The following is a 26,479-nucleotide window of genomic DNA, read 5'->3' as shown; positions in this document are numbered from 1 at the left end:
TTTGTATCGATACGATCAGTTTGTAACGAAAACCCAGGTCGTATCGAATAATCAGGTTATATCGAACGATCAGGTTTCATCGAAAAATCAGGTTATAACAAACAAGTGGTATTAGGAGGTTTCATTGAGCAAGGTAGTGATTGTAACGGGCGGAAGCCGAGGTATTGGCGCAGCGACGTCTAAATTGTTGGCCAGTAAAGGCTATGCTGTATGCGTTAACTTTATACACAATGAGTCGCGAGCTGAAGATCTAGTGAACGAGATTCGCGAACAAGGCGGAACCGCGATAAGCGTGCGTGCGGATGTGTCTGTTGAATCGGACGTGAAATCCTTATTCGAGATTGCTCGTAACAAGTTAGGTCCAGTGACTCACTTGGTCAATAATGCCGGGATCTTGTTTACCCAGTCACCATTGGTTGATATCGAATTGGATCGCTTTGAGAAGGTGATGAAATCGAATGTATCAAGCTGTTTCCTGTGTAGTAAAGCCTTTATCAAACAAGCGGACGGTGCAGGTTCTATTGTGAATGTCTCATCTGCTGCTTCTCGCACAGGAGCGCCGTTTGAATATGTCGATTATGCAGCATCGAAAGGTGCGATGGATTCACTAACCAAAGGTTTATCGCTTGAATTGGCTGCGCGTAATATCCGAGTGAATGGCGTAAGGCCGGGTTGTATCTACACCGAAATGCACGCAGACGGCGGAGAGCCTGATCGCGTAGACAGACTAGCTTCGCAGTTACCATTACAACGAGGTGGCACGCCAGAAGAGGTGGCTAACTCTATCGCGTGGTTACTGTCAGACGAAGCTTCTTATGTAACTGGTTCATTTATTGATATTGCGGGCGGTCGATAGGACACGCTGGCCTTTACACTAAGATAAACCAGTTAAAACCATAAACACGCAACAAAAGTACCTAACTAAAAGAACGAAACTAAGAGTACAAACATGAAAAACTATTTTGAGAGTCCGTTTGTCGGAAAGTCACTCAAAGAACAAGTGACCAACCCAAACATCATCGTGGGCGAGCACAGCTATTACTCGGGTTACTACCATAACCACAGCTTTGATGACTGTGCGCGTTACCTATTACCGGATAGAACCGACATCGATAAGCTGATCATCGGTAGCTATTGCTCGATTGGTTCTGGCGCCGTATTTATGATGGCGGGCAACCAAGGCCACCAAAATCAATGGGTGAGTACCTTCCCGTTCTTCTACCAAGACGACGAGAAGTTTGAAGATGCGATAGACGGCTTCGAACGCTCTGGTGATACCGTGATTGGTAACGATGTGTGGATTGGCACAGAAGCCATGATCATGAGTGGTGTTAAGGTCGGTGACGGAGCAATCATCGCAAGTCGAGCTGTTGTGACTAAAGACGTCGCACCATACTCGATTGTTGGTTCAAACCCAGCGCGTCACATCCGTTATCGTTTCAATGAAACTGAAATTGCTCAGTTGTTAGAAATGAAATGGTGGGAGTGGAGCGAAGAACAAATCAAAGGCGCAATGCCATTGATGTGCTCTTCAGATATCGATGGGCTTTATCAATATTGGAAAGCGCTTAAATAATCTCTGTTACCTGAGCACTTTGTCTCATCGTTACCGCTTTGGTTTATTGGGTGAGCATAACGTAATGAATTAGATGCCAGCACCGACTTGAAAATAGAGCGCGGTATCTTCTTCACTGAACGCGATATCAATCCCCGAAATTAAACCATAGCGTCTTGCGATAAGGTAACGGAAACCAACGCCGTAAGCCGCGTGAGAGCTTTGATCAAACATGTCTTTATCGCTGTCACCTGCATAACCAATTCCCGTAAACACAGCGGTTGACCAGCGTGGTGTCCATTGTTTGCTTACTTGAACTTCTGCCGCTACGGTGTGTTCACCTTGATAACGATTACGGGCGATACCTCTCAGTTCAATGTCTGGGTAATATTGAGGAGAAAGCACTCGTTCATTGGTCGACAATGACTTGTACTGTCCTCGTAATGCTAAGTTCCACTCCTTGTTTAACTCCCAATAGTTCAGCCCTTCCACATTAAACGTTTGATAGGTGTAATCACTGCCAATCGCATCACCAAACCAAAGGTATTCCGCGACATAGTTGTATCCTTGCGTCGGATTCAAGAAGCTGTTCTTGCTGTCGTACTCAGCGATTAGACCCAAGCCGGAAGAGGTCGGTGACGTGTTGCCAATGTTGTTTAAGATTTCTTGCGCTTTAGGATGATTATTAAGTGAGAGTGTTGGTGCGAAGAACTGTTGAGAAAACCCCAGTAACCAGTGCGAGTCGGGTACTCTAAATTGGAGCTTCTGTATCCCGCCCATGCCTTTTAGCCCTAACTCAACACCTTCGTTTGGATCGAGTGGAGACAAGGCGTTCGGAGAGCTTTGTCTATAAAAGGTCATGTTGATATCGCCATAACCTAATCCACCAAGGTAGCGTATTGAGTCCTCATTCCAACTGCGCTTGTGACCAACAAACGCCATCCAAGTGCCATTCTCTGTTGCAAAGCCTCCGACCGCGGTAATTGCAGGCGTTAAAAGTTGTGCTCCGCCATCGAGTGATTTTTCAGCAAGTTCTTTACGCGTGTTTTTTTGCTCTTCAGATTCGTGCATGAAGATACCGGTGAAGCCGCCACCGTATCCTACCGCAGGCTCTGTAATTAGAATTGGCACAGGAAGAAAGCCGTAGGCATTTTCTGCGAGGTATTCTCCCATATCGAGTTGGCCATCAATTTCATCGATAAAGCTGACGGCGTGTGTCGCCGTTGAAACAAGTATCAGGCTACTTAGTGCTAAAGGTTTAAAGGTCATAACATTCCGTATTATTCACTATCCATTAAATTGAGTGTAATCAATCAAATAGATAGCGCAATAGAACGAGGAGTATTAACAGATATATCGGTTCAAAAGGCGAATGGAACAGCGTTTACTATTGGATAGCTTCTACGTACGTCAGAATATCCAGAGCATCTTGCTTGGTAATTGTACCTTTCCACGCTGGCATACCTTGTTCTACGTTACCCTCTAAAATGTCATCCGCCACAGAACTTGGACTGGTAAAAAAGCCGCCTAGTTTATTAGCGATATTGGCGGGCTTGTGTGGCAATGAAGCGGCAGTGGGGCCATCACCGTGTCCTTTGTCGCCATGACACACCTGACAAAGCTGCGTGTATTTGGCTTTACCATTGGCAAAGTGCCTCGCATCGATTTCTGAGGCGGCACTCGCATTAAACGTCATCATTGCAGCGACTAAACCTAAGAAAGCTAACACGTGTAAGTGGTTCATGGTTTTCATTGTATTGTTCTCAATTATTATTTAACAATGAAAGAATAAGCAGGCGTGAGTAGAAGAAACGTGAATGGGTAAAGCGGGATTAAGCTAAGTTTAGAAGTAGGTTTAGAAGCAAGTTTAGTTACGGACGAACATCAATGTGATTTGGGTAAATGATTGATTATATGCATATTGCATAGTATGGCGTGTCGCATTAGCGTGGTGGATGAATTGGAGGGGTATTATGATTAGTTGCAACGATTACGATTATATTGAGATTGTGTGTATGCACCGATACCCAATCAAATTAACGCTGAAGTCTGGCGAGCAGATTGAATGTGTCGGATTAGATACTCAACACAATGATAGCCGTGAAGAGTGCATTAAGGTCAGTATTCAAGGTGTAGAACAACTTGTCGTACTCACTGATCTTTCCACACTAGAAGTCTGTGTCGACAATCCTCATTTTCAGCAGATTTCATTCAAAACGTCATAGGCTTTCAAATGAATAACACCATAGAACAATGCTATTGCACCGCGTGCAGAGAAGACACACAACACGTTGTTGTGTTGGTCAGAAAGACGAGTGCGTTTGCAGACAAACCTAACCAAAAGCGAAGCGAGTTTTGGGCAGGCATGATAAAAGGTTGGTTCCTTGGCCCGTTTATCGCGTCAATGGATGAGTTTTCTCGTCACCTTGTCTGTGAAAAGTGTGGCCATAAAGAGATACAAGATTAGTCGCGTTATTTTACAAAACATTGGATTCAATACAGTTAGATCGTCAATTGGCTTAGGAATAAAACGAATGAGAGTAGAAACGATTGAAGCCGTAAAGGCGTATGGTTTTTCAGTAAGAACCACTAATACCGATGAGATTGACCCAGCCAAAGCCAAGATAGGGCAATTGTGGCAGGGCTTTTTTGACCAAGCGTTTCCTAAACTGACACCAGATTCAAAGGTGTATGGTGTCTACACAAACTACGAGTCTGACTTTACGGGTGAATTTGATGTCATCGCTTGTACTAGCGCACTCACCGATAACAATTTAGATGCGCTTGTCGAAACCGAAATACAAGCAGGCAAATACTTAACGTTTTCTGCTGAAGGTAAACTCCCTCAAGCAGTGATCGACCTATGGGGTGAAGTGTGGGCGTATTTCAACGCTGCAGATTGCCCACATGTTCGAACTTACACAACAGATTTTGAATTCTACAAAGGCGAAACCGAAGTCGAAATCTCGATAGCGATTCAGTGATCAGTTTAAAATAAACAAAAGGCTTAACTTAGACTCTAACATCCGGTTAAAGGACTGCAGTATCCAGTTAAGAGACAGTAGTTACCGGTAAAGAGACAGCTAAGCCTTTGAATATCTGTTTATTACAAATAAGATACAGTGTCACGTAATTACCTTAATACCCACGCCTTATCTAACTCTGAATTCCCCTAGATCACCCAAATTCCCTTAAGTCACCCAAAAACACAATCTTGCTTGGTTTCATTCCATAAAGGGTATTGCTTCATGACTTGGGTGTAGAGCTTACTTTCCAAGTGCGCTCTTAACCAACGTCTTACGTTTTGGTACTCAGATTGTACAAACCACTTCTTTTCGACTCGTACAAACTGGCTGACAAAAGGCATCACGGCAAAGTCGGCCAAGCTTGGGGTTTCTCCGAAAAAGTAGGGCTGATCGGTGAGTAGCGCTTCTAACTGACTAATGAACGCTTCGCAGGCTTGTCGACGTAGTTCAACATCGATGTTTCGATAACGAACAGACGCTCTGTACTTTTCTAAGTGGCCAATAAAATCTTCATCGTTGATTTTGATGAGCTGGTGGACTTGTTGGCTAAGTGTTGGATTACTTGAACGCAGAAGATCTTGAGGATCGTTTTGCTGAAGTGCCCAGTTCATCACATCCAAGCTCTGCTCAATGATTTGTCCATCTGGCAACACCAATACCGGAACGGTGCCTTTTGGCGAACTGGCCAATAGTTCGCTAGGCTTGTCTTTGGTAACGATTTCTCGAAGTAACACTTTTTGCTGTGATAGTGCGATGCCCATTCGTCCGCGCATGGCGTAAGGGCAGCGACGTAAAGAATAAAGGATAGGTAAATCGGATTCGTTTGGCATTATTGAGGTCATTTAGTTTGAAAAGTGTTGTTAGGTGGTAAAGAGATCGTGATGTAGGTAGAATACGCGGCTTAAAAATTATAAGTAAGTGAGCGACTTCAAAAATGAGCAGAAAGATTGAGTTATTAGCCCCAGGTGGCGATGTAGAGGCGATTAAAGCAGCTATCGTGGCCGGTGCCAATGCAGTTTATTGCGGTTTAGACACCTTCAACGCTCGTAACAGAGCCTCTAACCTATCGTTAGATGAGTTGAATGGTGTGATTCGCCTTGCTCATGAATACGGTTGTGAAGTGTTTCTGACTCTTAACGTTGTGCTGCTGGAGCATGAAATTAAGAGCATCACTAAACTGTTGAACCAGCTTGTGAACACTAAGCTTGATGGCATCATCGTCCAAGATCTTGGTTTGTTCGATTTGGTGAAAAAGCATTTCCCATCGTTAGATGTTCACGCATCGACTCAGTTAACGACACACAACGAAGGCCAGATTAAGTTCTTGTCTAAAATTGGCGCAACACGCGTTAACTTGTCTCGTGAATTGAACCTGCCAGAAATCAAAATGCTGACGGAAGTGGCACACGACCACGATGTTCTAACCGAAGTGTTTGTACATGGCGCTTTGTGTATCGCATTCTCTGGCCAATGTTACTCAAGCTCAGTAAGTGTGGGTAACTCAGGTAACCGTGGCCGTTGTAGTCAAGCATGTCGTGATGAATACGAAATCACTGATGCAGGAAACAAATTCCCACTGAATCTGAAAGATAATTCAGCGTACTACGACCTACCTGAATTGGTTGACGCGAAAGTCGACTCATTGAAAGTTGAAGGCCGTATCAAAGGCGCACACTACGTATACACAGTGGTTGATACGTGGCGCAAACAAATTGATAGCTTTGTAGAAAGTGGTTTGTTGATCGAAGACGATTCAAACCTGCACAAAGTATTCAACCGTGATTTCACTAACTCTTTCCTTAAGGGCAACTTAACGAAAGACATGTTCATTGATAATCCTCGTGACAACAGCATGAACTACGCCGTTGATAAAGCGACGAAAGAGAACAATGAAATCTCAGTCGTACAAATTCAAGAAGTGACCAGCGATCTTTATGAAGCGAAAAATGCCCTAGGCAGTGAAATGCGCGACAAGATCGAGTTCCTTGATATTCGTAAAACACCCGTGTCATTGTCGTTTAGCGCTAAGGTGGGTCAACCATTTACGGTGACAGTGAACACACCAAAAGAAAATTTTACGGTTCAATCTCAATCATTATTGGCAACAGCTAAAGAGACTGCGATTACTCAGGCGTTACTTGAGAAGCGTTTCAAATCAGTGAAGAGTGCGGTTCATACGCTAGAAAACTGTAACTACGACAACTTAGATGAAGGTCTGATTCTTCCTTTGAAAGAAGTGTCGGTCTTAAAAGACGAAATCGATTTCATCTTAAACGGTTCTGTGAAAGTGATTAAGCACGTTGAAGTGCCAGCACTGCCTCAGCAACCAAAGGTTAACGAGAAGCCAACCATGTCGATGCTTATCGCTGATGTGGAAGACTTGCACCTGTGTGACGTAACTGACGCGGATGTTTATTTCAAACTGCCTGAAAGCTTCAAGAAGCGTTGTAACAAGTACATCGACATCTTGGCAGCAAACCCACGTTTGATTCCTTGGTTCCCAGCAGTATTAATCGGCAAAGATTACGACGAAGCGGTTCGTATTCTTGAAGAGATCAAGCCAGCTCGCATCGTGACCAACAACACGGGTATTGCTTACAAAGCTTACGAGATGGGAATTGAGTGGGTTGCAGGCCCGTTCATGAACACGACCAACTCTCACGCACTGGTTACGCTGAAAGAAGAGCTGAACTGTGCTGGTGCTTTCATTTCGAACGAGATCAACAAAGGTCAGATTCGTCATATTCGCCGCCCAGAGAACTTCAAACTGTTCTACAGCATCTACCACCCAATCTTGATGATGACCAGCCGCCAGTGTTTCTTCCAAAGAACTGTGGGTTGTAACAAGCCAAGCATTGAAGCCGGTTGTATGTTGAAGTGTGAGAAAGCGACCACGATTACCAACGTGAAAGGCATCTCTTTCGCGGTTGATAAACAGAAGGGTGGCTACCCAAGCATTTACAACCACGAGCAGTTCTTAAACCATGACGCTGTAACGGATTTCTCGGGTCTGTTCGACGAGTTCTTCATCGACCTAACCAACATCGGCGCGGGCTCGAAAGAAGTACAAGACAAAGTAGAGCTGATTAAGCACTTCCAAGGTTTGATTGACGGCGTTGATGGCTCACAACAGAACCTAGAGCAGATGGTTGAAGTTCGAACTAATGCTCAATACGTCCAAGGCTTATAGGGTTCAAGGTTTATAGCTTCTAAGGTGAGAGCGTTCAAGGTAGAGAGCGTTCAAGGTCTATAAGTCTTAACCGCTTATAAGCACTCAGAACCAATAAACATAAGGCCACTCAATCGAGTGGCCTTTTTAATGTCTGAGTCGTTTTGAATCAGCGAATACGCTATTCCGTCACGGCTTCTTGTTTGAAGCATGGGCTTTTCAACGTGTTCATCTTTTCGATTTCATTGGTTAAGCGCAGCGAGAGCAGGGCTTTTTGATTCGAAGCAAAATCAAACATCACGATAGTCGCGGTGCCTATGGTCGTCAGTTTCTGCTGAGTTTTACTGACAATCGCGTATTCCATGGTGAATCGGTCATCTTGAATATCAGTGACACGAGAGCCAATCATCAACGTATCTGGATACGTGACTGGGCGGAAATACTTACAGTAAGTGTCACCAAGAACAGGGCCAACTTTGGTAATCGCCATCTCTTCCATCAGCTCAACGTGCTTGAAAAAATCTAAGCGAGCGGTTTCGAAATAGCGAAAATATACGGCGTTGTTAACGTGATTGAGTGCGTCCATTTCTCCCCAAGCGACTGGGATTTCTGTTACTACCGGGTAGTCAGATAATAGTGCTTCCATGCGAACTCTCTTATTTTTATCTGTGTAGTTAATGTTATCTGGGTAATTAATGTTATCGGCTTATCCTTCATCGGGATAAGTTGTTATTGGAATAAAAACCCTACCGCTAAATTAACAAAACTGCAACACGTGTGATTTAAGTTTTTGAAGCTTGAAACCACACAATGTCAGTGACTTAGCCTTTAGTGAACCAATGACTTAAACGCTTTTGCTCTACAACTTAGCTACTGAGGTGTTTGAATTGGAGTTCAACCAATCGTTGGTACAGTTCACAGCTATTGATGAGCGACTGGTGGTCGCCGATGTCTACTAGCTGTCCTTTATCGAGCACTGCAATCTGGTCGGCGTGTTTAATTGTTGATAATCGATGGGCGATAATGATCGTCGTTCTACCACGCATTAACTCTTCTAACGCTTGTTGTACGTGATGCTCACTTTCGCTGTCTAGCGCACTGGTTGCTTCGTCCAACAATAGAATGTTTGGATCTTTTAGGATGGCACGAGCAATCGCAATACGTTGTCTCTGGCCACCAGAAAGCCTTACACCGCGTTCACCAAGAAAGCTGTGATAGCCTTCAGGTAGGTTTTGGATGAACTCATGTGCGTGCGCTTTCTTCGCTGCTTCGATAACTTGCTCGTCTGTTGCCTGCGGGTTGCCGTAGCGAATGTTGTGGAACACATCGTTACTGAACAGGGCGGGTTGCTGAGGAACTAACGCCATCTGCTTTCTTAATTCGTTCGGATCAAACTGATTCAGTTCAACACCGCCTAACGTCACTTTACCTACTTGTGGGTCGTAGAAACGTTGCAACAGTTCGAATAGGGTTGTTTTACCTGCGCCAGACGGGCCAACCAATGCCAATACTTTGCCTTCATGGGCTGTGAGCGTGAGGTTGCTTGTTGCGGGCTGGTCGGGTCTTGATGGGTAACAGAAGGTCACATCATCAAAAGCGACTTCTGGTGTCACGTTATCCAGTGGTGTTGGGTTTTCTACAGGCGCCACAATGTGGCTTTCAACTTGTAGAATTTCAATTAATCGTTCTGTCGCACCTGCCGCACGTTGCAATTCACCCATCACTTCAGAAATCGTACCTAGCGATGAAGCAACCATGATCGCGTAGAAGACAAATGCAGCCAGATCACCCGCCGACATAGTGCCGTTGATAACGTCACTGCCGCCAACCCAAAGCATGCCTGCAATCGCACTGAACACGATAACAATCACACCAGAGATAAGAATCGCACGCTGCTTTACGCGTTGGCGACCAATTTCGTAAGCCTTTTCTACTTCAATTGCGAATGATGCTTTCTCTTGTGCTTCTCGGCTGTAGCTTTGCACTGTTTTGATGTGTTCAATCGCTTCGCCAGCATAAGAGCCTACATCAGACATCGAATCCTGGCTTTGGCGAGAGAGAGCTCTCACACGTCGTCCGTATACCAAAATCGGGATCAAGATAAACGGAACAGAGGCCAACACGATCAGCGTTAGCTTAATGTTGGTCGCAAACAACATGATGATTGCGCCAATACACATTAGCGCGCTTCGCATCGCCATAGAAAATGACGAACCAATGATGCTTTGAAGCAGAGTTGTGTCGGTTGTGATACGCGACATGATGTCGCCACTGCCATTGGTTTCGAAGTAACTCGGGTGCAGCGTCACAACGTGGTTGAAAACCGATAGGCGAATATCCGCACTCACACGCTCCCCAACAGAAGAGACCAAATAAAAGCGGAAAAAGGTACCAATCGAGATTAATACCACGACCACCATGATGAATTGAATCGCACTGCCTAAATCTTCTAATGAACGTTGGCTAAACCCCTGATCGATAAGCAGACGAATACCGTGGCCAACAGACAGCGTTAAGCTTGCCGTAAAGATCAACGCGAGCAGAGCGGTGATCACTCTCCCTTTATAGGGTTGAATGAACTTACTTAGCTCAAACAAAATGCTGAGGCTTTTCTTCTCAGGTTTGGGTTCTGGTGCTTGTTGAGTCGATCGCTGAGTCTGTTGTTGGTTTGAGTCGAACGTAGAAGAGACATCGTTTTGCATATGACGGCCTTAGTGTGTTGTCGCTTTAAGAATGATGACTTGTCGCTGGTGCTTATCTGTTGCTAACAAATACTCGTTATTCGTTATTCGTTATTCGTTATTCGTTATTCGTTAGTACTTGTTCTGGGCAAATATCTTTTGTAGATAACGATTCGTTGTTGGTAAGTACGAGCCATTAAAGCATTTATTGCCGCGTGACGCTCCCTAGGAAACTCAATTTCCAATATTTCATATACGTGAAGTGAATAGGAGCGAGGAAACTAAAAGAAAAATTAAGCATTACCTAGTACTTAGGTTAGGCATCCCAACTGGTTATTTATCCCTGATTTTTATGCAGGCAAATTGACGCGAATACAAGAGTGTATTCATAGAGTTGATACTGAACAGTGATTTATAGAACATGAGTAAAACGTTTGCTATTTGTCCCGTTCTTCACCTTAATCAACGAGGTGCGATTTATAGATGTATGACCAGTCATTGAGACTGTTTTTTGCGCAATATTTGTTACATAAATTCAACAAAGTAGTTTTTTATACATTTATCTTGCATAAAACTTCAGTTTGAATAGAATAACCAACAAATGACAATTAATGCAGTATTGTGGCATGAGTATTCAAGTAAAGAGCATCAACAAATCATACGGTGATACCCAAGTTCTTCACGACATCAGTTTTAACTGTGAAAGCGGCGAAACCTTGGTACTGCTTGGCCCAAGTGGTGCAGGCAAGAGTTCACTACTGCGTGTTTTGAACCTACTGGAAATCGCGGACAACGGCGAATTAGACATTGCGAACGAGCAATTCGATTTTGCAGGTCAGATCCAAGAAAAACAGGGTCTAAAATTACGTCGTAAAGTCGGCATGGTGTTCCAGCAATACAACTTATGGCCACACATGACGGTAATGGAGAACTTAATTGAAGCCCCGACCAAGGTTGCAGGCTTAGACAAACAAGAAGCCATTAAACAAGCGAAAACGGTATTAACCACGTTACAGCTTGCAGACAAAGCAGACGCTTGGCCACTTCAACTCTCTGGCGGCCAACAACAGCGTGTCGCGATTGCACGTGCATTGATGATGAAGCCAGACGTGCTGCTGTTTGATGAACCAACGGCAGCGCTTGATCCTGAGATTACTAACCAAGTCGTGAGCATTATTAAAGAATTGAGTGGAACTGGCATTACCCAAGTGGTCGTGACGCATGAAGTCGATTTCGCGAAGAAGATTGCTAGCCACGTTCTGTACCTAGAGAAAGGGTACATCGTCGAACACGGCACCAGCGATTCATTCGTTAATCCGCAGACACCTGAGTTTGCCGAGTATTTAACTCATTAGATTCAGCTAAAACAAGATGATTTCGTTCAAAAATAACATTTAGAAAAAACAATCAAATTATAAGAATGGCCACAGGCCACTATCTAACAGTATTCGGAGTAACAAAATGAAAAAGATTCTACTAGCTTCACTTATCGGCCTTGCTTCTTTCAACGCAGCGGCGCAAGAAGAAATCAAATTCGCAATGGAAGCAACTTACGCACCATTCGAGTACATGGATGAGAACAACCAAATTCAAGGTTTTGACGTAGACCTAGCAAACGCACTTTGTGAAGAATTGAAAGCAACCTGTACTTTCCACAACCAAGCATTCGATAGCTTGATCCCGGCTCTTAAGTTCAAACGTTACGATGCAGCTATCTCAGCAATGGATATCACTGAAGCGCGTCTTCAACAAGTGAACTTCTCTGATGCGTACTACGACAACTCTGCAGCGTTCATCTCTATCGAAGGCAAAGTAGCAGACCAAGCGGCATTAGAAGGTAAGCGTGTTGGTGTTCAAAACGGTTCTACTCACCAGAGCTTCCTACTTGAGCAAATGACGGGTGTAACAGCGGTACCTTACTCAAGCTACCAAGATGCATTCATCGACATGAAAAATGGTCGTATCGATTCTGTATTCGGTGACACAGCCGTTGTAGCAGAATGGTTCAAGAAGCAAGACAACCTAACGTACGTTGGCGACCAAGTAACAAACCAAGAGTACTTCGGTAACGGCTTTGGTATCGCAGTAAACAAGAGCAATCAAGAACTTGTAGACCAGCTGAACACAGCACTTGCAGCCGTGAAAGCGAACGGCGAATACGACAAGATTTTCAACAAGTACTTCGGTAAGTAATATGCAGTTAACGGGTTACTCTTTAGGGCTCGTCGAAGCAAGCTGGATGACAGTTCAGCTTGCGTTCGTAAGTCTATTGGTCGGATTAGTTTTAGCGGTACTGTTTGCTGGCGGTGAAATGTCTCGTCGTATTGCAATCAAATGGCCGACAACCGCGTTCGTGACTATCGTACGTGGTCTACCAGAAATTTTGGTGGTTCTGTTTATCTACTTTGGCTCAACACAAGTGCTTTTTATGATCACTGGTGACTTTGTTGAAGTTAGCCCGTTCTTATCTGGAGTTGTTGCACTGTCACTTATCTTCGCTTCTTACGCTTCACAAACCATTCGTGGTGCATTGAAAGCAGTAAGTAAAGGGCAGAGAGAAGCGGCGAGTGCATTGGGTATTCCTCAATCTCGCGCTTTCTTCAGAGTTGTATTGCCACAAGCAGTAAGACACGCACTACCAGGTTTAACGAACCAATGGTTGGTTCTATTAAAAGACACCGCATTGGTTTCACTGATTGGCGTAACCGATCTATTGAAACAAGCACAATTAACATCTGCAGCAACGCACGAAGCATTCACTTGGTACGCGACAGCAGCAGCAATCTACTTGGTCATCACTTTAATCACACAAAGATTAGTAAAAGTGATTGATGGTAAGTTCTCTATTCAAGGTTTGGGTAGCAAAGGGGCAATGGCATGAATCAACAATACCTCTCTCAAATGCTTGAAGGCTTGGCGACCAGTCTTCAACTGACAGGTGCTTCATTGCTTGTTGGTTGTATTTTGTCATTGCTGATGACAGTAACGTTAATCTTAAGAATACCTGCGATTCACTGGTTAACTCGTGGCATCATTACGCTGTTCACCGGCACACCATTATTGGTTCAAATCTTCTTGGTGTATTACGGTCCGGGTCAATTCGATTGGATTCGTGAAAGCTTCCTGTGGACATGGTTAAGCCAACCTTGGTTCTGCGCGATGTTAGCATTAGCTTTGAACACCGCAGCGTACAGCACGCTACTATTCAGAGGCGCATTCAACGCGATTCCTGCTGGGCAATGGGAAGCATGTCGTGCGCTAGGTATGGACAAAATCGCAACGCTTAAAGTGTTACTGCCATACGCACTGCGCCGCGCGGTTCCTGCTTATTCAAACGAAGTGATTTTAGTCTTCAAAGGCACCTCACTGGCAAGCACCATCACCATCATGGATTTGATGGGCTACGCTCAGCGTATCAACGGCCAAACCTACGACACGCTCACCGTGTTCGGTATTGCTGGCGCATTCTACTTAGCAGTGAACGGTGTATTAACGCTGATCTTCCGCCAAGTAGAGAAGAAAGCCCTCGCATTCGAAGCGGTATAAGCTAACTACTCACAAGCTTAACTAACGTATAAAGCCTGCCATTTATGTTCACATAGATGGCAGGCTTTTTTGTGTTTGGGGTAGGTGTAGGGGTACTGCGATTATATACAGTTTAGTGCGGTTTTCGCTAAAATCATACTATATAGAAATATTCTGCATTTTATCATTCAATGAGTTTATCTATGTTTTAAATCACTGAAATGCGGTGATTAATCATGGTAGAGTTCTGACCATATGAAACTAGATAGAATGATTCTGTATTTAAATGCAGAATTTTTCTGTCTAATATAGCTGTTAGTTTTACAAAGGTAGATTATGGATCAATACGAAGAAAAAGCGCTTAAAGATATAGAACAGTGCGGATGTCATATTCTCCATATAATGGAAGAGGATGAGTACCCAGGATTCTCTTATTCAATTGGTATAGAGAAAACAAGCAGTCAACCAGAGATAATAATCACCGGTTTAAATCAAGAAGTAGCACATTGGATTGCAAACGAATACAACAATAGAGTTAAAGCTGGTGAGATATTTAAGCCAGATGAATACTATTCAGACTTCCTTGAAGGATTTGATATAACTTTTAAAGAAGTAAGTCCAGAATACTACGCTGAATACTTTGGTTGGGCTAACTGGCTTTACAAAGGCAATAATTTCAAAGTCCTTCAGTTCATCTATCCGGATACTTCTGGTGTTTGGCCTTGGGATTCTGAAGCATCCGCAAATTTTAAATGGTTTTTACCTAAGCTATATGCAAACTAACAAATTGTTCAAGAGTGATTCGGCACGTGTGGCATTTTTACTATGCGTTGATTTTAGTGGTTAAGGTGGTATGCGGAGGCTCAGGTATTGCGTGCCTCACACCTTAACAAGGCGTTATATTTTAATTGGAGATTTGTGGTTGGAAGTTGATGTAAAAAAGTACGAAGAGCTTTATAAATATCAAAAAGAACAATTTGATGCAGCAAGAGCTAGGTTTAATCGTTTAGAAGAAAAGGCGGTTAAGTTTCTAACTTCAGCGACATTTGCTCTGAGTGCATATGTTCTCCTTGTCCGGTGGGTTTCAGACAAAATTTTCCCACCTCAGGATGTTTTAGGTTGGGCTGTTGTCATTTCTATTGTGTTCACTTTCCTTTCTTTATGTTCAACTTGGAGTATGGTTTTACGAAGTATAAAGCTACGGACGCTAGTTAAATTAAAAGCTGACAATGAAATGATTGAGTTTTTTAAAAAGCAAAAACTTGATACGGTTTATCTAGCCTTGGCTCGTAGATACGCTCAAGGTATTGATAAAACGAACGAAGAATATGAAAAGAAACTAAAGTATGTACGTAAAGCGTACAATGAAATAGTGTTTTCAGGTTGGTGCTTTTTTACTTCTACCATCCTGATCTTTGTCGAAATATGGAGTAAAACATGAGTAAATATGACTTTGACGATAATAACCCACAAGAGCAACTTCCAGAGCCAGAACCTATGGAAGCCGAAGCTCCTGAGCTTGAAATGATCTTTGAAAGCTATTCCGATAATCGTAACGATGATTCCGAGGATAAATAAAATATAACAAACTGTTTAAGAGTGATTCGCAACGCTTGGCATTTTTGCTATGCGTTGCGTTTTGTGTTTAAGGTGGTATGCGGGAGCTTCAGTATTGCGTTGCTCACACCTTAACAGGGCTACATGGATTCCCCCGGTTGTCAAACATCCGCTAAACTTATGTTGATGGGTTTTGGACTGCCGCTCTACATTCGGCCTACTTATCGACGATTCGCATACGTCGTGGCCCTGATGACTTTACGCGACTGCGGTGCCTTATTCGTTAGATGACATCTAGTGTGTCCGCCGCATTAACAGGCTCTCCGCAAGTGGTCTTAACCTATCTCCATCATTAGCGTCTGCAATGACCCGGTGGGTTTAACTCTTTATGTTGCTTAGGTTTTTACTTAAGCAGCATAGTTTTCATATTCGGTTTGATTGTGTGAAAGCGACCATATAATTCGTGCGTTCTTCGCGGCCAGTGCCACTATCGCTCGGTTCATTCCTCTTCGTTCCAGAACGCCTCTGCACCACTGACTTAACTTATCTTGCTTGTCGCCAAGGTTGGCAATCACGGTCCTTGCTCCGTGAACTAATAGCGTTCGTAAATATTTATCACCGTGTTTGGTTATTCGGCCTAACCGAGGTTTTCCTCCTGTGGAATATTGCTTTGGTACTAGTCCTAGCCAAGCAGAAAAATTACGGCTTTTATCAAATTGAGAACCATTGCCTATCGAAGCAAGTATCGCAGTAGCGGTTTGTGGCCCAATACCTCGAACTTTCATCACTCGTTGAACATTAGCGATGACCTTAGCAAAAGAATCAAAGACTTGCTCAGTATCGGCGATACGTTGATTTAATTCTCCAAGGTGGTGATAAGCATCGGCTATTACTGTTCTAGCGAGATGTGGCAGTTCACTTTCTGCATCTTCGAACATTAAGGGAACCTGTTTCATCAATGAAGAGCGACCAACGGGAATGATCAACCCGAACTCAGAAAGTAGGGCGCGCATGCGATTCATAAGCGCGGTGCGTTCACGAACCCAATGATCTCTCATTCTATGTACCGATAAGATGGCTTGTTGCTCGAGGGATTTTACGGGTACAAAGCGAGTGGATGGTCGCTGAACAGCTTCGCAGATAGTAACAGCATCATTAAGGTCGTTCTTTCCCTTAGTTCGATAAGGGATTACGTATTTAACAGCCATAATGCGGGCGTCGTGACCCAGTTTATTGAGTGTTCCTGCCCAATAATGTGCACCACCACACGCTTCAACGCCTATACGCATGAGTGGCATATTTGCTATTGTAGTCAGTAGTTTAGAGCGGGTTACTGACTTATGAAGTATGACCTTACCATTTTGGTCTACGGCATGAAGACTAAAGTGGTTTTTGGCTAGGTCGATACCGCAGAAATAAGAATAATCAGACATGGTGCCTCCGATGCATTTAAGTACCACATAAGTGTGGCAGATCCTCGGGAGGGGGAATCCATGTCATTCGTTAGCAGTACAGATTAAATCGGAGTAGTAAATGAACATTGAAGTTTTGGATAATCCCGAACAAGAATTAATTGATTATCTCGACAAAAAGATTGATGAATTTAATTGGGCTAACTGGGAGGTAAATGAAAGGCTTCCTTTAGCCGCTCAAATTAAAAATAATTCTGGGGAAGTAATTGCGGGGGCGGCTGCTCGTTCTTTTGGAGATTGGCTTTTGCTCGATACTCTTTGGGTTTCAGATGAATTAAGAGGTCGAAATATTGGTTCAAAGATCCTAAATGAAATAGAGAAAGCGGGTATAGAGCGGGGATGCAAAAAGTGCCTTTTGGATACTCTTAACTTTCAAGCTATGCCGTTTTACGAGAAGCATGGTTACGTTACTCAGTGGACACAAGAAGGCTACCCTAAGGACGGGTGTAAGTACTTTATGGTTAAAGTGCTATAAGTACTGCTAACAAAGCATTTAAGAGTGATTCTGTAGTTGACCCGAGCTAGTGGTGACATCCTTGTCGATATTGTTTTAGCCTTCAGTAACCTTTACTTTGTTGTACTCGCGTAGAGATCGCCCTCCGATCGGATCTGTACAGGTTAAGTTGATTAAGTATTCGTTGGTTGAAAGCAGGTTGGCGGCCTCAGTCAGTGTAGACGCATATACCTTATTCTTAGCTTTGTTGGTCCTATTAGAATCGGTGGGCGTATGAACTTTTCCATTTAGTATATATTGACCATCGAGGTTCCTTTTTGCGACGAACTCTAGGCCTTTAACTTTACCGCGTGTACCGATAGCTGAGATTTTTATTACGTTCTTATATGTCATTTTGGGTTTCTCTGAATTACATCCATAGATCATAAATTGCCAAGCCGGCATAATCAAAAAATAATTAATACCTAAAAATCAGTAGGACAATGTGTGTTGTAATGAGCATGCAAGAAATTTAAAAGCGATGTCCAATTTCGGCTTACTTTAGTTTAAGCGTCTATATCACAATGATTTAAGATCTGGTCATAACGTCACTTACACCTATACATAGTTTTGCTTTCTACAAGGGAATGAACATGAAACAACGAATTTTCAAGAACTTGAAGCTCGCAATAGGGGTTGGCTTTGGTGTCGCCATTCATCAGTACTTTTTTATGACGGATGGTGCGTTTGATTTCTATCGACCAATTGTGGCGTTTACTTTTACGTTTGTAGTTAGCAGTATTGGTACACTTCTAAAAGAAAGGATCATGCGTAACAAGCAGACTAAAGGGGCATCATGATTAAAATCTACTTCGTATGTGGCTTTATTGGCTCAGGTAAAACGACTTACTCTAAAGCGCTTGCAGAAAAGCATGGCGCCTTTCGTTTCTCAATCGATGAGTGGATGATTCCTTTGTATGGCGAGCATATGGAGCGTGAAGTTTTTGATCGCCGGTTGGCTACGCTTCAAGGGTTATTCAAGGACTCTGCAATGCAGCTGTTTTCCTTGGATGTTCCGGTAGTTTTTGATTTCGGTTTTTGGCGTAAGTCTGATCGGGATTCTTTTATAAGCTGGGCATCAAACCTAGGTGTGGACAGCGAAGTTCACTACCTTGGTGTTCCGCTTGAGACTTGTAAGGAGAGGGCATTCAGTCGTAACTCGGAACTGAATGGCAAATCTTATGAAATGACACCGGAAATGTTAGATCTGTTTTGGTCTTGGTTTGAGGTTCCAACTTCAAATGAAAATGTTGTTTGGGTTAAACAAGACGCTTAACAAGTTATGTAGCCAAACCTAATTTGAGTTAGCAGCTCCTTAGTACCGCAACAAGTGAATCGGAGGTTTAATGGACAAGGCAATCAAAACACATTTCGATGAGTATCCCAATGATGTTCGAGCTCGGCTTGAAGAGCTGCGTTCGTTAATCTTTGAGCTTTGCTCTGATTTAGAGCTAGGTGAAGTCGAAGAGTCTCTGAAATGGGGCGAGCCGAGTTACAGCGTTAAGACGGGTAGCCCAATTCGAATCGACTGGAAATTTAAATCACCAAACAACTATTACTTGTTCTTTAACTGTCAAACCAAGCTAGTCGACACATTCAGAGAATTGCACGATGGCACATTGGTATTTCAAGGTAATCGGGCAATCGTCTTGAACCTAACAGAACCACTTCCCAAAGCACCAATCAAGCAGTGCTTAGAGCTAGCCCTGACTTATCAACAACGAAAACATCTGCTGCTTCTTGGCGCGTAGTTCTTACGTGTTGTCATCATATTTCCTAAACTGGTTATCTGTGCTCTAGCTATCACTCTTTAAATCACTAAGACTGTACCATCTTGATTAGTATCAAGAGGCTAGGGAATCTATATAACCAACGCTGATTGTATTGCTTACCGTTTAAAAAGGTGTTTTAGTCACCTTGTATTTCAGACTTAAAGGTAGTTGTATGAATTTAGATAAAGCTAAGAAACGTATCGCAAAGCAGGTTAAAAAAGGCGACCACGGATACCCAAAAATCACTTTAGCGTATTTCGGAACGACCAAAGATCTTGCAACGGAAGTCGCGGTTCAATTTATGTTGGGTGAGGGCGATGGTGTCCAAGAAGAGCGTTTTTCTTGCGAAACCGAAATCCGAGATAATGAGCTAATCCAAACGACGTTACTCAAGATAATCGAACGCGCTAATGTTAACTCTGTGATTGAAGTTGAAGGCGTGGCTGTTCTTTAGTTTGCTGGTATCTGTGAGTTGCCGTCGTTGTCTCGGTAATGTGGTATTACATAGGTTCGTTGAGTCAGGATATTTAGAGTAATGCACTTAAGAAAAGCACAGCTTCATGAGCTAGATACCATTTATACAATGGGCTTCGATGTTTGGGGGGATGGCTTGACGTTAGACGATTACTTAACAGGTTGTCGTATCAGTGAAAAGTACTTATCTGGCACTTGGTATGTGCTAGTCGAGAAGGATAGAGTCGTCTCATCTCTAATCGTTTACAGTGACATGTTTGGCCTTGCAAAAGGATGTTTCGGTATTGGCTCCGTGGCTACGCCACAAAAATTACGACACCAAGGCTATGCGTCTGAGTTGATCAACTTGCTAAAAACGGAGTTATTCATTCATCATAATTGTAAGGCTTTATACCTACACAGCGACATTGAGCATCAATTTTATAATAGGCTTGGCTTTGTGGGCATAGTAGGTTCTGATTGTATGTATATTTCGAACGACTCTTCTGAGTTTGATGGACGAATACCAGATTACTTCTAGGCGTGAGTATTTCGATTCGTTATAAAATCGGGGGCTTAGAAGGTTAAGTGTATCCGAAGTGTTTTACTCATAATTTATCAAGGAAGAAACATTATGAAATTAGCTCAGTTAAATATCGCTCTGGCTAAATACCCGTTAGATGCGCCAGAAATAAAAGAGTTTGTCGATAACTTAGAGTTGGTTAATGGAATCGCAGAAAGCAGTGAAGGGTTCGTTTGGCGTCTGAAAGATGAATCTGGTGACGCCACCAACGTCCAAGCTTTCGATAATCCGAATATGATCGTGAACATGTCGGTGTGGGACTCTGTGGATTCGTTAAAGAACTTCATGTTCCGCACACATCACCGTGATTTCATGCGCCGAAAGAGGGACTGGTTTCATCGATTACCTGAAGATACTTATGTTCTTTGGTGGATTGAAGCAGACCATATTCCCACACTCGAAGAAGCGATAGAGCGGCTTGAACACCTCAGAAAAATTGGTGATTCGCCGTATGCCTTCACTTTTAAAACCAACTTTACAGCATCAGAAGCGCCAAAATAGCGTTCATAGATAACCAACATTATGTTTTTTAGACGTTTTTATGCCAACTCCCGTGAAGATTAGTCGGTTATTGGTATGATGTTTCTATAGTCTTCGAGAGGTTTTATGATGTTGAAAATGAAAAGTAGTGTACTTGCGATGTGTTTATTCGGTTTCAGCATGAGTGCTACCGCTTCAACACTGGAAGAGTGTGCCAAACTCCTTCCTGATGGTCACACGTATAAAGTAGAGATCATTTTAGACGTAGATAAGACTGAGAAGGATCCAACGGTGAAAGGCAGTTTTGGTGTGACGGGCGGAGCCGATGCGCCAGATACTTTTGATATCGGTGATTTTGTCGAGTGCGCTGGTCCTCTGATCAAAACCGTAGATACAGACAGCAACGAAGCGTCTAATTCCTAGTCATTGGTTGTCGCGTAAATAGTTCACTTTCATCATGGAAGACATGATCAGGGGTACTTAAACTAGGTTGAGGTGAATAGGGTAATTATGGGCGATTATTTAGATATTTGGTTTACGGTTACCTCCTTAGTTTTTATTGTAAGCTTACTTTCAGCTCTTTTTGTTGGGGTCTGGCGTAAAAATATAAAAGCGTTGATTCTATTAAGTGGAGTCGCAGCAATCAGTATCGTTCTGTTTCTCTCTCAGAAGTATCAAATCCGAAAGATCCTCGCTGAAGAGCTGAGCGTGTCGAGTTTCGTTGTGGAGACTCATGAGGAGTTTGAGGAATCTAAATTGTTAGATTCTTTGAGAAGTAGTAACTACGTAACGATGAATAGAACGAAACCTTTGTCAAAAAGTAAAGTACGTATTGTTATTAACTCTGGCGAAGTTGAGTTATTGATAGCTCAAGACTCTAAGAACGAAGATCTGTTTTGGATCTATTACCCTAAATACCGATTTAGTCGTTTAAACCCAGTTGGAAAGGTACGTATCCGTTAAACATGGGTGCACAATTGCCACAGCGACTTTCAGTAACAAAAATACCGCCGACGATATCGGCGGTATTTTTTATTACGCTTATTACATCATTCAGCAGAGAACAAAGAGCCTAGTTAACGTGGGCTAATTCGACACTCTGTGTTTCATTAGCTACTTTCCAATCGCCACCTAACGCTTTATACACCGCAATCGTGGCATTGGCGGTTTGAAGCTTGGCGGCGACTTGGCAATCTTGCATCGCTTTTTGTTGTCTTTGTGCGTCTAAGACCGACAAGTAATCGACTAGACCTGCTTTATAGAGCGACTTTGCCTTGCTCACTGCGTTGTCGACGGCGAGGGTGGCTTCATCGATGCGCTTTTGGTTCTCTTGGCTACGGCCATAGGCAAACAAGCTTGAATCGACTTCCGCAAAGGCGCTATCAACTGAGTGTTGATAGTTAAGCGCTGCAGAACGGAACCTTGCTTCGTTCATTTCCACCATGGCTTCCCCTCGGCCACCATCGAATACATTCCAACTTATGCCAGCAGATGCCGCCCAACCGAATGAATCGCTACCGAATAGGTCATCAAAACTTCCTGCAGTTACTCCTGGCGTACCCGTTAGGAAGAATTTTGGATAGCGATTGGCAATGCTTGCGCCGAGTTCTTCGTTAATGGCTGCCATTTCTCGTTCTGCAATTCGGATGTCTGGGCGTTGTTCTAACAAGTCAGAAGGTAAGCCTGTCGGAATCACATCGTTCATTCTCGGTAACGTAAATTCACCCGCTAAACGTTGGTTCACGCTCGTAAGTGATTCGCCTAACAACACTGCCATACGTTGTTTGTGAACTTGCTCTGCGATTTCAAGTTGAGGAACAATGGATTCAGTCGCGGCAAGCATGGCTTTGGCTTGAGCAAGATCTAACTCCGAGCCATAGCCGCTACGAACAACTTTGGTGACCAGTTCTAAAGTCTGCTTTTGGTCGGAAATGTTCTCTAGTGCGATCGCTTTTCGCTCTTGAGCGCCACGATATTGCAGGTAGTTGTGAATGACATCGGCAGTGATCAAGGTGTTCAAACCCGATTGGAATATCTCGGCTTGTTCAACTCGAATCGTCGCCGCGTTGGATTGCTTATCGATACGTCCAAACAAGTCCATTTCCCATGCGATGCTTGCGCCTAAGAACCCACCATCGTGTTGGGCTTCCAATAACGACATGCCCGTCGCTGATTCAACTGCATCAGAGGCGCCAAATACCGGGCCGAGTAGGGAGTTGTTCTCACTCAGTTGGTAGTTGTAATAACCACCGCCGACATTGATGGTCGGAACTTTGAATGACTCCACAACGCTCTTATATGAGTTCGCCATGTTGATTCGCTCAGCGGCCAGTTTAAGCGGGATATTCTGGCTTTGAACATCAGCCACTAACTGATTGAGCGTTGGATCATTGAACTGTGTCCACCAATGGTTGTGCTGTTCGTTTTGGCTCACGCCATCTTGGTTCACATCACCTTGGCTATATAAGTAGGTCTCAGCCATAGTCGTTTGCGGTTCATCGTAATCAGGGCCAACCGCACAACCTGTCAGCAATAAGGCAAGAGCAATAGGAGCCACTTTAAACTTAGTTAATGGATACATGTTTATTGCTCCTTGTTGAATGAGGTTGTAGTGCCGCTGTTTGTAGACTGAGGCGTCGCATCGAGCACAACTACAGCATCTTTAATGGCTTCAGCCACTGTCTTTTTTTCTTCAGTTCGATAGAAGAGCTTGTACAGCGCAGGCATTACAAACAGAGACAACACGGTTGCCGCAGCCAAGCCACCGATAATGGTCGCCGCCATCTGATCAAACAGCAGGTCACTAAGCAACGGGATCATGCCAAGTGCTGTGGTGAGTGCTCCCATCGAGATCGCCATAGTACGGTTCACGGTTGCTTCTTTAATTGCGTCTGACAGTGAACGACCGTCTTTACGTTCAAGCTCGATCTGGTCCATCAACACGATGCCGTTCTTGATGATCATACCTGTCAACGTTACCGCGCCAATCAACGCCATGAAGCCGAACGGTTTGTCCAACAGCAACAAGCTGAATGTTGCACCCGTCGCCGCAAGCGGTAGGGTGGTGAAGATGATCACTGGCTGTTTAAAGCCATTAAACATCGCAACTAGGATGATCACCATCAACAACATCGCTTTAGGTAGCTGTTTAAGAATATCGCTGACCGCTTTATGCTCGTCGTAATATTCGCCACCCCATTCCAAGTGGTAACCGTGTGGAAGGTGAATGGATTCTATTTGTTCTTTAACTGAGTCTCTCACTGCTGCAGGTGTGGTGTAGCGACCAACGCCAGCTTGTGCTGTGATGGTTTTTACTCGGTCGCGACGCCAAATCATGGTCTCTTCGCTTGTAAGCTCAAACCCGTCAATGACTTGACCTAGTGGAACGCTGTGGATGCCCAATAGAGAACGTACCGGCAAAGTTTCTAGCGATTGAATAGAGCTTTCTGTACCACGCAGTTGAATCGTCACCAGTTCGTCGTTTAAGTTCATACGACCCAGCGGCATGCCTTCTGACGCACGTTTCATCGCGAATGCAATATCTGCACGGTTGATGCCAGCAAGGCGCATCTTGTCTTGGTTGATGACAGGTTCTAGCACTTTGCTCTTTTGACGCCAGTCGTCACGCACGTACTTGGTGTCTGGGTGTCGAGCAAAGATAGCTTTCGCTTGTTCAGATAAGCCGTGCAGTACCTCGATATCTGGGCCTGAAAAACGCGCTTCGACACTGAATTTATCCGAAGTCGCAAGCTTTAAGCTTCTAAAGCGAGGATCGGCGTTTGGAAACTCTTCCATTAACCATTTGTCGCCACGCGCAATCAACGGGCTGAGTGAAGGGAAATCGGTCGCGTTAATCAAGATCTGACCGTAAGCAGAGTCAAACGGCTCTGGTTCAATCGTCACTGAGAAACGAGGAGCGCCAGCACCAATGTACGATGAAATACTCTCGACTTCCGGCTGCTCTAACAACCATTGTTCGATACGCTTCATGTCTTCTGAGGTCTGTTCAACCTTGGCGCCATTGGGCAGCCAGTAATCTAAGAACAGAATGGGTCTGTCGGCTTGTGGAATAAAGTTAACGGCAATATTCGGGATAGCCAATGCAGTGACCAAAATCAGCGGAATGAGTCCCGCAAGTGCTTTGAGTGGGTTATCTACCGTCCAGTTTACGCTCTTACGGTATAAGCTCACTTTGGTATTGTCAGCTTGCTTAGTTGGCTTGATGAAGAACCAACACATCAAAGCTGTAAAGGTCATTGCGACAAACCATGACAACAACAGTGAAGAGGCGATAATTAGGAATACTGAGCTTGCGAACTCAGCGGCATCGGTTTTTGAAAAGATAACAGGGCTCGCACCCATGATAGCAATGACTGTCGCGCCAAAGAGTGGTGTAGCGGTCTCTTTAACAGAATCAATGGCAGCTTTGGTGCGGTCAACGCCTTTGTTGATTTTCACAATCATCATATCGGTGATGACAATGGCGTTATCCACCAACATACCAAGCGCAAGAATGAACGTACCTAGCGAAACTCGGTGTAAATCGATTGAAGCGATGTTCATGTAGATAAGTGTCAGCAAGATAGTCAGCAGTAAGCTTGAGCCGACAATGGTTGCGCTTTTTAGCCCCATGAATATAGACAGGACGATGAATACAATCGCGACACTCTCTAGCAAGTTGCTTACGAAGTTGTCGATCGATTTCTGAACTTCTTCCGGTTGGTTAGCAACTGTCGCGATATCAACACCTAACGGCAGGGTTGCTTGAAAATCGCTGACGATTTGATTGATTTCATCACCAAGTGATACCACGTTGACGCCGGTGACTGGGCTCATCGCTAATGTGACTGCAGGTACGCCGTTGTAGCGGTTCTTCGTCATCATTGGCTCTTGGTAGCCCATTGTGACGTCTGCAATATCGCCTAAGCGGATTAAGCTGGTTCCTAATTCACTCAGGCCGCCTTTGATCATCAGGTTTTTGATGTCGTCTAATGAACCGAACTCACTCGACTGTTGAACTCGGATTCGTTCAGTTCCTGCTGAAAACTTACCGGCATCGAACGCCATGTTTTGAGTATTCAGCTGCGACCAAACTTGTGTGATAGATAGGCCGTATTGCGCTAACCTTTCATCTGGGATGTCGATATGAACAACGCGTGGCTGAACGCCGTGTAATTCGATCTTCTTAATACCATCGACGGTTTTAATTCGACGTTGCAACTCTTCTGCGTAACGTCTTAGCTCAGCAGGAGACGCATCCTTACTGTGGATAGAGAAAAGCATGCCGTAGACTTCAGAGAACTCGTCTTGTACGACACTGATCTGTGCAGTCGAAGGCAATAACAGTTTCATGTCAGATACTTTGCGACGCAATAAGTCCCACTCTTGAGGAAGTGCTTTTGAATTAAGAGACTCTTTGAGATCGACAAACACCATCGACATGCCAGGGCGAGACAGTGAACGAAGTCGGTTTAATGACCCCATCTCTTGCAGTTTAGTTTCGACGGTATCAGTAACTTGCTGTTCCACTTCATCCGCAGAAGCACCGGGGTAGAGCGTTACTACGACGGCCGTTTTGATGGTGAAGCTTGGATCTTCGAGCTTGCCAAGATCAAAGTAAGAAAACAGGCCTGCGATAACACTCAATGCAGTGAAAAACAGGATGAAGGTGCGTTGTTTGATCGCAAAATCAGCTAGATTCATCATGATTTAC

General features: G+C 43.9%; 31 protein-coding genes and 1 pseudogene. 23 read left to right on the top strand and 9 right to left on the bottom strand.

Features of this window, described 5'->3' with window-relative positions; genetic code table 11:
- Positions 1 to 124 precede the first annotated feature (124 nt).
- Together L3V35_RS07140 and catB are read left to right on the top strand one after the other, a co-directional pair.
- Complete coding sequence (locus L3V35_RS07140; protein ID WP_017090681.1) at positions 125 to 856, top strand: glucose 1-dehydrogenase; 732 nt, start codon at positions 125 to 127, stop codon at positions 854 to 856.
- Positions 857 to 949: 93 nt separating this feature from the next.
- Positions 950 to 1,576 (top strand): type B chloramphenicol O-acetyltransferase, encoded by a 627-nt coding sequence (gene catB / locus L3V35_RS07135; RefSeq protein ID WP_237299056.1) that lies wholly within the window; start codon positions 950 to 952, stop codon positions 1,574 to 1,576.
- A 69-nt stretch (positions 1,577 to 1,645) separates the two neighbouring features.
- Here the strand turns inward: catB and L3V35_RS07130 are convergent, their stop codons facing one another.
- Together L3V35_RS07130 and L3V35_RS07125 are read right to left on the bottom strand one after the other, a co-directional pair.
- Positions 1,646 to 2,824: a BamA/TamA family outer membrane protein gene (locus L3V35_RS07130; RefSeq protein WP_237299055.1), complete on the bottom strand. Its 1,179-nt coding sequence runs from the start codon at positions 2,822 to 2,824 to the stop codon at positions 1,646 to 1,648.
- 118 nt (positions 2,825 to 2,942) lie between these two features.
- Entirely contained in the window at positions 2,943 to 3,308 is a 366-nt protein-coding gene (locus L3V35_RS07125; protein WP_237299053.1) for a cytochrome c, read from the bottom strand.
- Between the two features lie 220 nt (positions 3,309 to 3,528).
- Here L3V35_RS07125 and L3V35_RS07120 point away from each other — a divergent pair, with 220 nt between their 5' ends.
- From L3V35_RS07120 to L3V35_RS07110, 3 genes are all read left to right on the top strand, one after another.
- Positions 3,529 to 3,780 (top strand): Rho-binding antiterminator, encoded by a 252-nt coding sequence (locus L3V35_RS07120; RefSeq protein WP_237299052.1) that lies wholly within the window; start codon positions 3,529 to 3,531, stop codon positions 3,778 to 3,780.
- Positions 3,781 to 3,788: 8 nt separating this feature from the next.
- Complete coding sequence (locus L3V35_RS07115; RefSeq protein ID WP_004733848.1) at positions 3,789 to 4,022, top strand: hypothetical protein; 234 nt, start codon at positions 3,789 to 3,791, stop codon at positions 4,020 to 4,022.
- Positions 4,023 to 4,089: 67 nt separating this feature from the next.
- The gene (locus L3V35_RS07110; RefSeq protein WP_237299050.1) at positions 4,090 to 4,539 is read left to right on the top strand and encodes a GyrI-like domain-containing protein; all 450 of its coding nucleotides are present in this window, start codon (positions 4,090 to 4,092) and stop codon (positions 4,537 to 4,539) included.
- Between the two features lie 212 nt (positions 4,540 to 4,751).
- On the opposite strand, the gene L3V35_RS07105 is transcribed toward L3V35_RS07110, so the two are convergent.
- A complete protein-coding gene (locus L3V35_RS07105) occupies positions 4,752 to 5,342 on the bottom strand; it encodes a glutathione S-transferase (protein ID WP_237299896.1) in 591 nt (196 codons plus the stop codon).
- Positions 5,343 to 5,515: 173 nt separating this feature from the next.
- On the opposite strand from L3V35_RS07105, the gene L3V35_RS07100 reads away from it, so the two are divergent.
- Positions 5,516 to 7,771, top strand: a complete 2,256-nt coding sequence (locus L3V35_RS07100; RefSeq protein ID WP_054546343.1) for a peptidase U32 family protein — start codon at positions 5,516 to 5,518, stop codon at positions 7,769 to 7,771.
- A gap of 160 nt (positions 7,772 to 7,931) precedes the next feature.
- Here L3V35_RS07100 and L3V35_RS07095 read toward each other — a convergent pair whose 3' ends face one another.
- Both L3V35_RS07095 and L3V35_RS07090 read right to left on the bottom strand, forming a co-directional pair.
- Positions 7,932 to 8,396 carry an acyl-CoA thioesterase gene (locus L3V35_RS07095; RefSeq protein ID WP_016786146.1) on the bottom strand — a complete coding sequence of 155 codons (465 nt, stop codon included), beginning with the start codon at positions 8,394 to 8,396 and terminating at the stop codon, positions 7,932 to 7,934.
- A gap of 220 nt (positions 8,397 to 8,616) precedes the next feature.
- Positions 8,617 to 10,452, bottom strand: coding sequence for an ABC transporter ATP-binding protein/permease (locus L3V35_RS07090; RefSeq protein WP_237299048.1), 1,836 nt, complete (start codon positions 10,450 to 10,452; stop codon positions 8,617 to 8,619).
- A gap of 605 nt (positions 10,453 to 11,057) precedes the next feature.
- Here L3V35_RS07090 and artP point away from each other — a divergent pair.
- The 8 genes and pseudogenes from artP to L3V35_RS07045 all read left to right on the top strand — a co-directional run bounded on the left by artP (position 11,058) and on the right by L3V35_RS07045 (position 15,648).
- Positions 11,058 to 11,786 (top strand): arginine ABC transporter ATP-binding protein ArtP, encoded by a 729-nt coding sequence (gene artP / locus L3V35_RS07085; protein ID WP_010441040.1) that lies wholly within the window; start codon positions 11,058 to 11,060, stop codon positions 11,784 to 11,786.
- 106 nt (positions 11,787 to 11,892) lie between these two features.
- Positions 11,893 to 12,624, top strand: a complete 732-nt coding sequence (locus L3V35_RS07080; RefSeq protein ID WP_016769264.1) for a lysine/arginine/ornithine ABC transporter substrate-binding protein — start codon at positions 11,893 to 11,895, stop codon at positions 12,622 to 12,624.
- Position 12,625: 1 nt separating this feature from the next.
- The gene (artQ, locus tag L3V35_RS07075; RefSeq protein ID WP_010441036.1) at positions 12,626 to 13,312 is read left to right on the top strand and encodes an arginine ABC transporter permease ArtQ; all 687 of its coding nucleotides are present in this window, start codon (positions 12,626 to 12,628) and stop codon (positions 13,310 to 13,312) included.
- Entirely contained in the window at positions 13,309 to 13,977 is a 669-nt protein-coding gene (gene artM / locus L3V35_RS07070; RefSeq protein WP_016769265.1) for an arginine ABC transporter permease ArtM, read from the top strand. Before artQ ends, artM begins: the two co-directional genes overlap by 4 nt.
- Before the next feature lie 315 nt (positions 13,978 to 14,292).
- Entirely contained in the window at positions 14,293 to 14,739 is a 447-nt protein-coding gene (locus tag L3V35_RS07065) for a DUF4262 domain-containing protein (RefSeq protein WP_016788902.1), read from the top strand.
- 139 nt (positions 14,740 to 14,878) lie between these two features.
- A complete protein-coding gene (locus L3V35_RS07055; RefSeq protein ID WP_072611958.1) occupies positions 14,879 to 15,397 on the top strand; it encodes a hypothetical protein in 519 nt (172 codons plus the stop codon).
- Positions 15,394 to 15,534 carry a hypothetical protein gene (locus L3V35_RS07050; protein ID WP_154142319.1) on the top strand — a complete coding sequence of 47 codons (141 nt, stop codon included), beginning with the start codon at positions 15,394 to 15,396 and terminating at the stop codon, positions 15,532 to 15,534. The genes L3V35_RS07055 and L3V35_RS07050 overlap by 4 nt, the downstream gene beginning before the upstream one ends.
- Positions 15,531 to 15,648, top strand: a pseudogene (locus L3V35_RS07045) (DUF3265 domain-containing protein). The gene L3V35_RS07050 and the pseudogene L3V35_RS07045 overlap by 4 nt, the downstream one beginning before the upstream one ends.
- Before the next feature lie 272 nt (positions 15,649 to 15,920).
- Here L3V35_RS07045 and L3V35_RS07040 read toward each other — a convergent pair.
- Entirely contained in the window at positions 15,921 to 16,946 is a 1,026-nt protein-coding gene (locus L3V35_RS07040; RefSeq protein WP_237299046.1) for an IS110 family transposase, read from the bottom strand.
- 100 nt (positions 16,947 to 17,046) lie between these two features.
- On the opposite strand from L3V35_RS07040, the gene L3V35_RS07035 reads away from it, so the two are divergent.
- Positions 17,047 to 17,460, top strand: coding sequence for a GNAT family N-acetyltransferase (locus tag L3V35_RS07035; RefSeq protein WP_237299044.1), 414 nt, complete (start codon positions 17,047 to 17,049; stop codon positions 17,458 to 17,460).
- A 75-nt stretch (positions 17,461 to 17,535) separates the two neighbouring features.
- Here L3V35_RS07035 and L3V35_RS07030 read toward each other — a convergent pair whose 3' ends face one another.
- On the bottom strand, positions 17,536 to 17,832 hold the full coding sequence (locus tag L3V35_RS07030) for a hypothetical protein (protein ID WP_237299042.1): 297 nt from the start codon (positions 17,830 to 17,832) through the stop codon (positions 17,536 to 17,538).
- A gap of 239 nt (positions 17,833 to 18,071) precedes the next feature.
- Here L3V35_RS07030 and L3V35_RS07025 point away from each other — a divergent pair, with 239 nt between their 5' ends.
- The 8 genes from L3V35_RS07025 to L3V35_RS06990 all read left to right on the top strand — a co-directional run bounded on the left by L3V35_RS07025 (position 18,072) and on the right by L3V35_RS06990 (position 21,729).
- On the top strand, positions 18,072 to 18,278 hold the full coding sequence (locus L3V35_RS07025; RefSeq protein ID WP_237299041.1) for a hypothetical protein: 207 nt from the start codon (positions 18,072 to 18,074) through the stop codon (positions 18,276 to 18,278).
- Positions 18,275 to 18,754 carry an ATP-binding protein gene (locus tag L3V35_RS07020; protein WP_237299039.1) on the top strand — a complete coding sequence of 160 codons (480 nt, stop codon included), beginning with the start codon at positions 18,275 to 18,277 and terminating at the stop codon, positions 18,752 to 18,754. Before L3V35_RS07025 ends, L3V35_RS07020 begins: the two co-directional genes overlap by 4 nt.
- Positions 18,755 to 18,824: 70 nt before the next feature.
- Positions 18,825 to 19,229 (top strand): DUF1801 domain-containing protein, encoded by a 405-nt coding sequence (locus tag L3V35_RS07015; RefSeq protein ID WP_237299038.1) that lies wholly within the window; start codon positions 18,825 to 18,827, stop codon positions 19,227 to 19,229.
- Positions 19,230 to 19,422: 193 nt separating this feature from the next.
- Positions 19,423 to 19,704 carry a hypothetical protein gene (locus tag L3V35_RS07010; protein ID WP_237299037.1) on the top strand — a complete coding sequence of 94 codons (282 nt, stop codon included), beginning with the start codon at positions 19,423 to 19,425 and terminating at the stop codon, positions 19,702 to 19,704.
- Positions 19,705 to 19,785: 81 nt separating this feature from the next.
- Positions 19,786 to 20,244, top strand: coding sequence for a GNAT family N-acetyltransferase (locus L3V35_RS07005; RefSeq protein ID WP_237299035.1), 459 nt, complete (start codon positions 19,786 to 19,788; stop codon positions 20,242 to 20,244).
- 93 nt (positions 20,245 to 20,337) lie between these two features.
- Positions 20,338 to 20,787 carry a DUF3291 domain-containing protein gene (locus L3V35_RS07000; RefSeq protein ID WP_237299033.1) on the top strand — a complete coding sequence of 150 codons (450 nt, stop codon included), beginning with the start codon at positions 20,338 to 20,340 and terminating at the stop codon, positions 20,785 to 20,787.
- 105 nt (positions 20,788 to 20,892) lie between these two features.
- Complete coding sequence (locus L3V35_RS06995) at positions 20,893 to 21,189, top strand: hypothetical protein (protein WP_346730171.1); 297 nt, start codon at positions 20,893 to 20,895, stop codon at positions 21,187 to 21,189.
- 87 nt (positions 21,190 to 21,276) lie between these two features.
- Positions 21,277 to 21,729, top strand: a complete 453-nt coding sequence (locus L3V35_RS06990) for a hypothetical protein (RefSeq protein WP_237299030.1) — start codon at positions 21,277 to 21,279, stop codon at positions 21,727 to 21,729.
- Between the two features lie 109 nt (positions 21,730 to 21,838).
- Here the strand turns inward: L3V35_RS06990 and L3V35_RS06985 are convergent, their stop codons facing one another.
- Both L3V35_RS06985 and L3V35_RS06980 read right to left on the bottom strand, forming a co-directional pair.
- Positions 21,839 to 23,347: an efflux transporter outer membrane subunit gene (locus L3V35_RS06985; protein WP_237299029.1), complete on the bottom strand. Its 1,509-nt coding sequence runs from the start codon at positions 23,345 to 23,347 to the stop codon at positions 21,839 to 21,841.
- Between the two features lie 2 nt (positions 23,348 to 23,349).
- Positions 23,350 to 26,469, bottom strand: coding sequence for an efflux RND transporter permease subunit (locus L3V35_RS06980; RefSeq protein WP_237299895.1), 3,120 nt, complete (start codon positions 26,467 to 26,469; stop codon positions 23,350 to 23,352).
- Positions 26,470 to 26,479 lie beyond the last annotated feature (10 nt).

Origin of the sequence: Vibrio sp. L5-1 (assembly GCF_021728315.1) — a bacterium.
Taxonomy (GTDB): domain Bacteria; phylum Pseudomonadota; class Gammaproteobacteria; order Enterobacterales; family Vibrionaceae; genus Vibrio; species Vibrio splendidus_K.
This window is presented reverse-complemented; position numbering and strand designations above follow the sequence as displayed.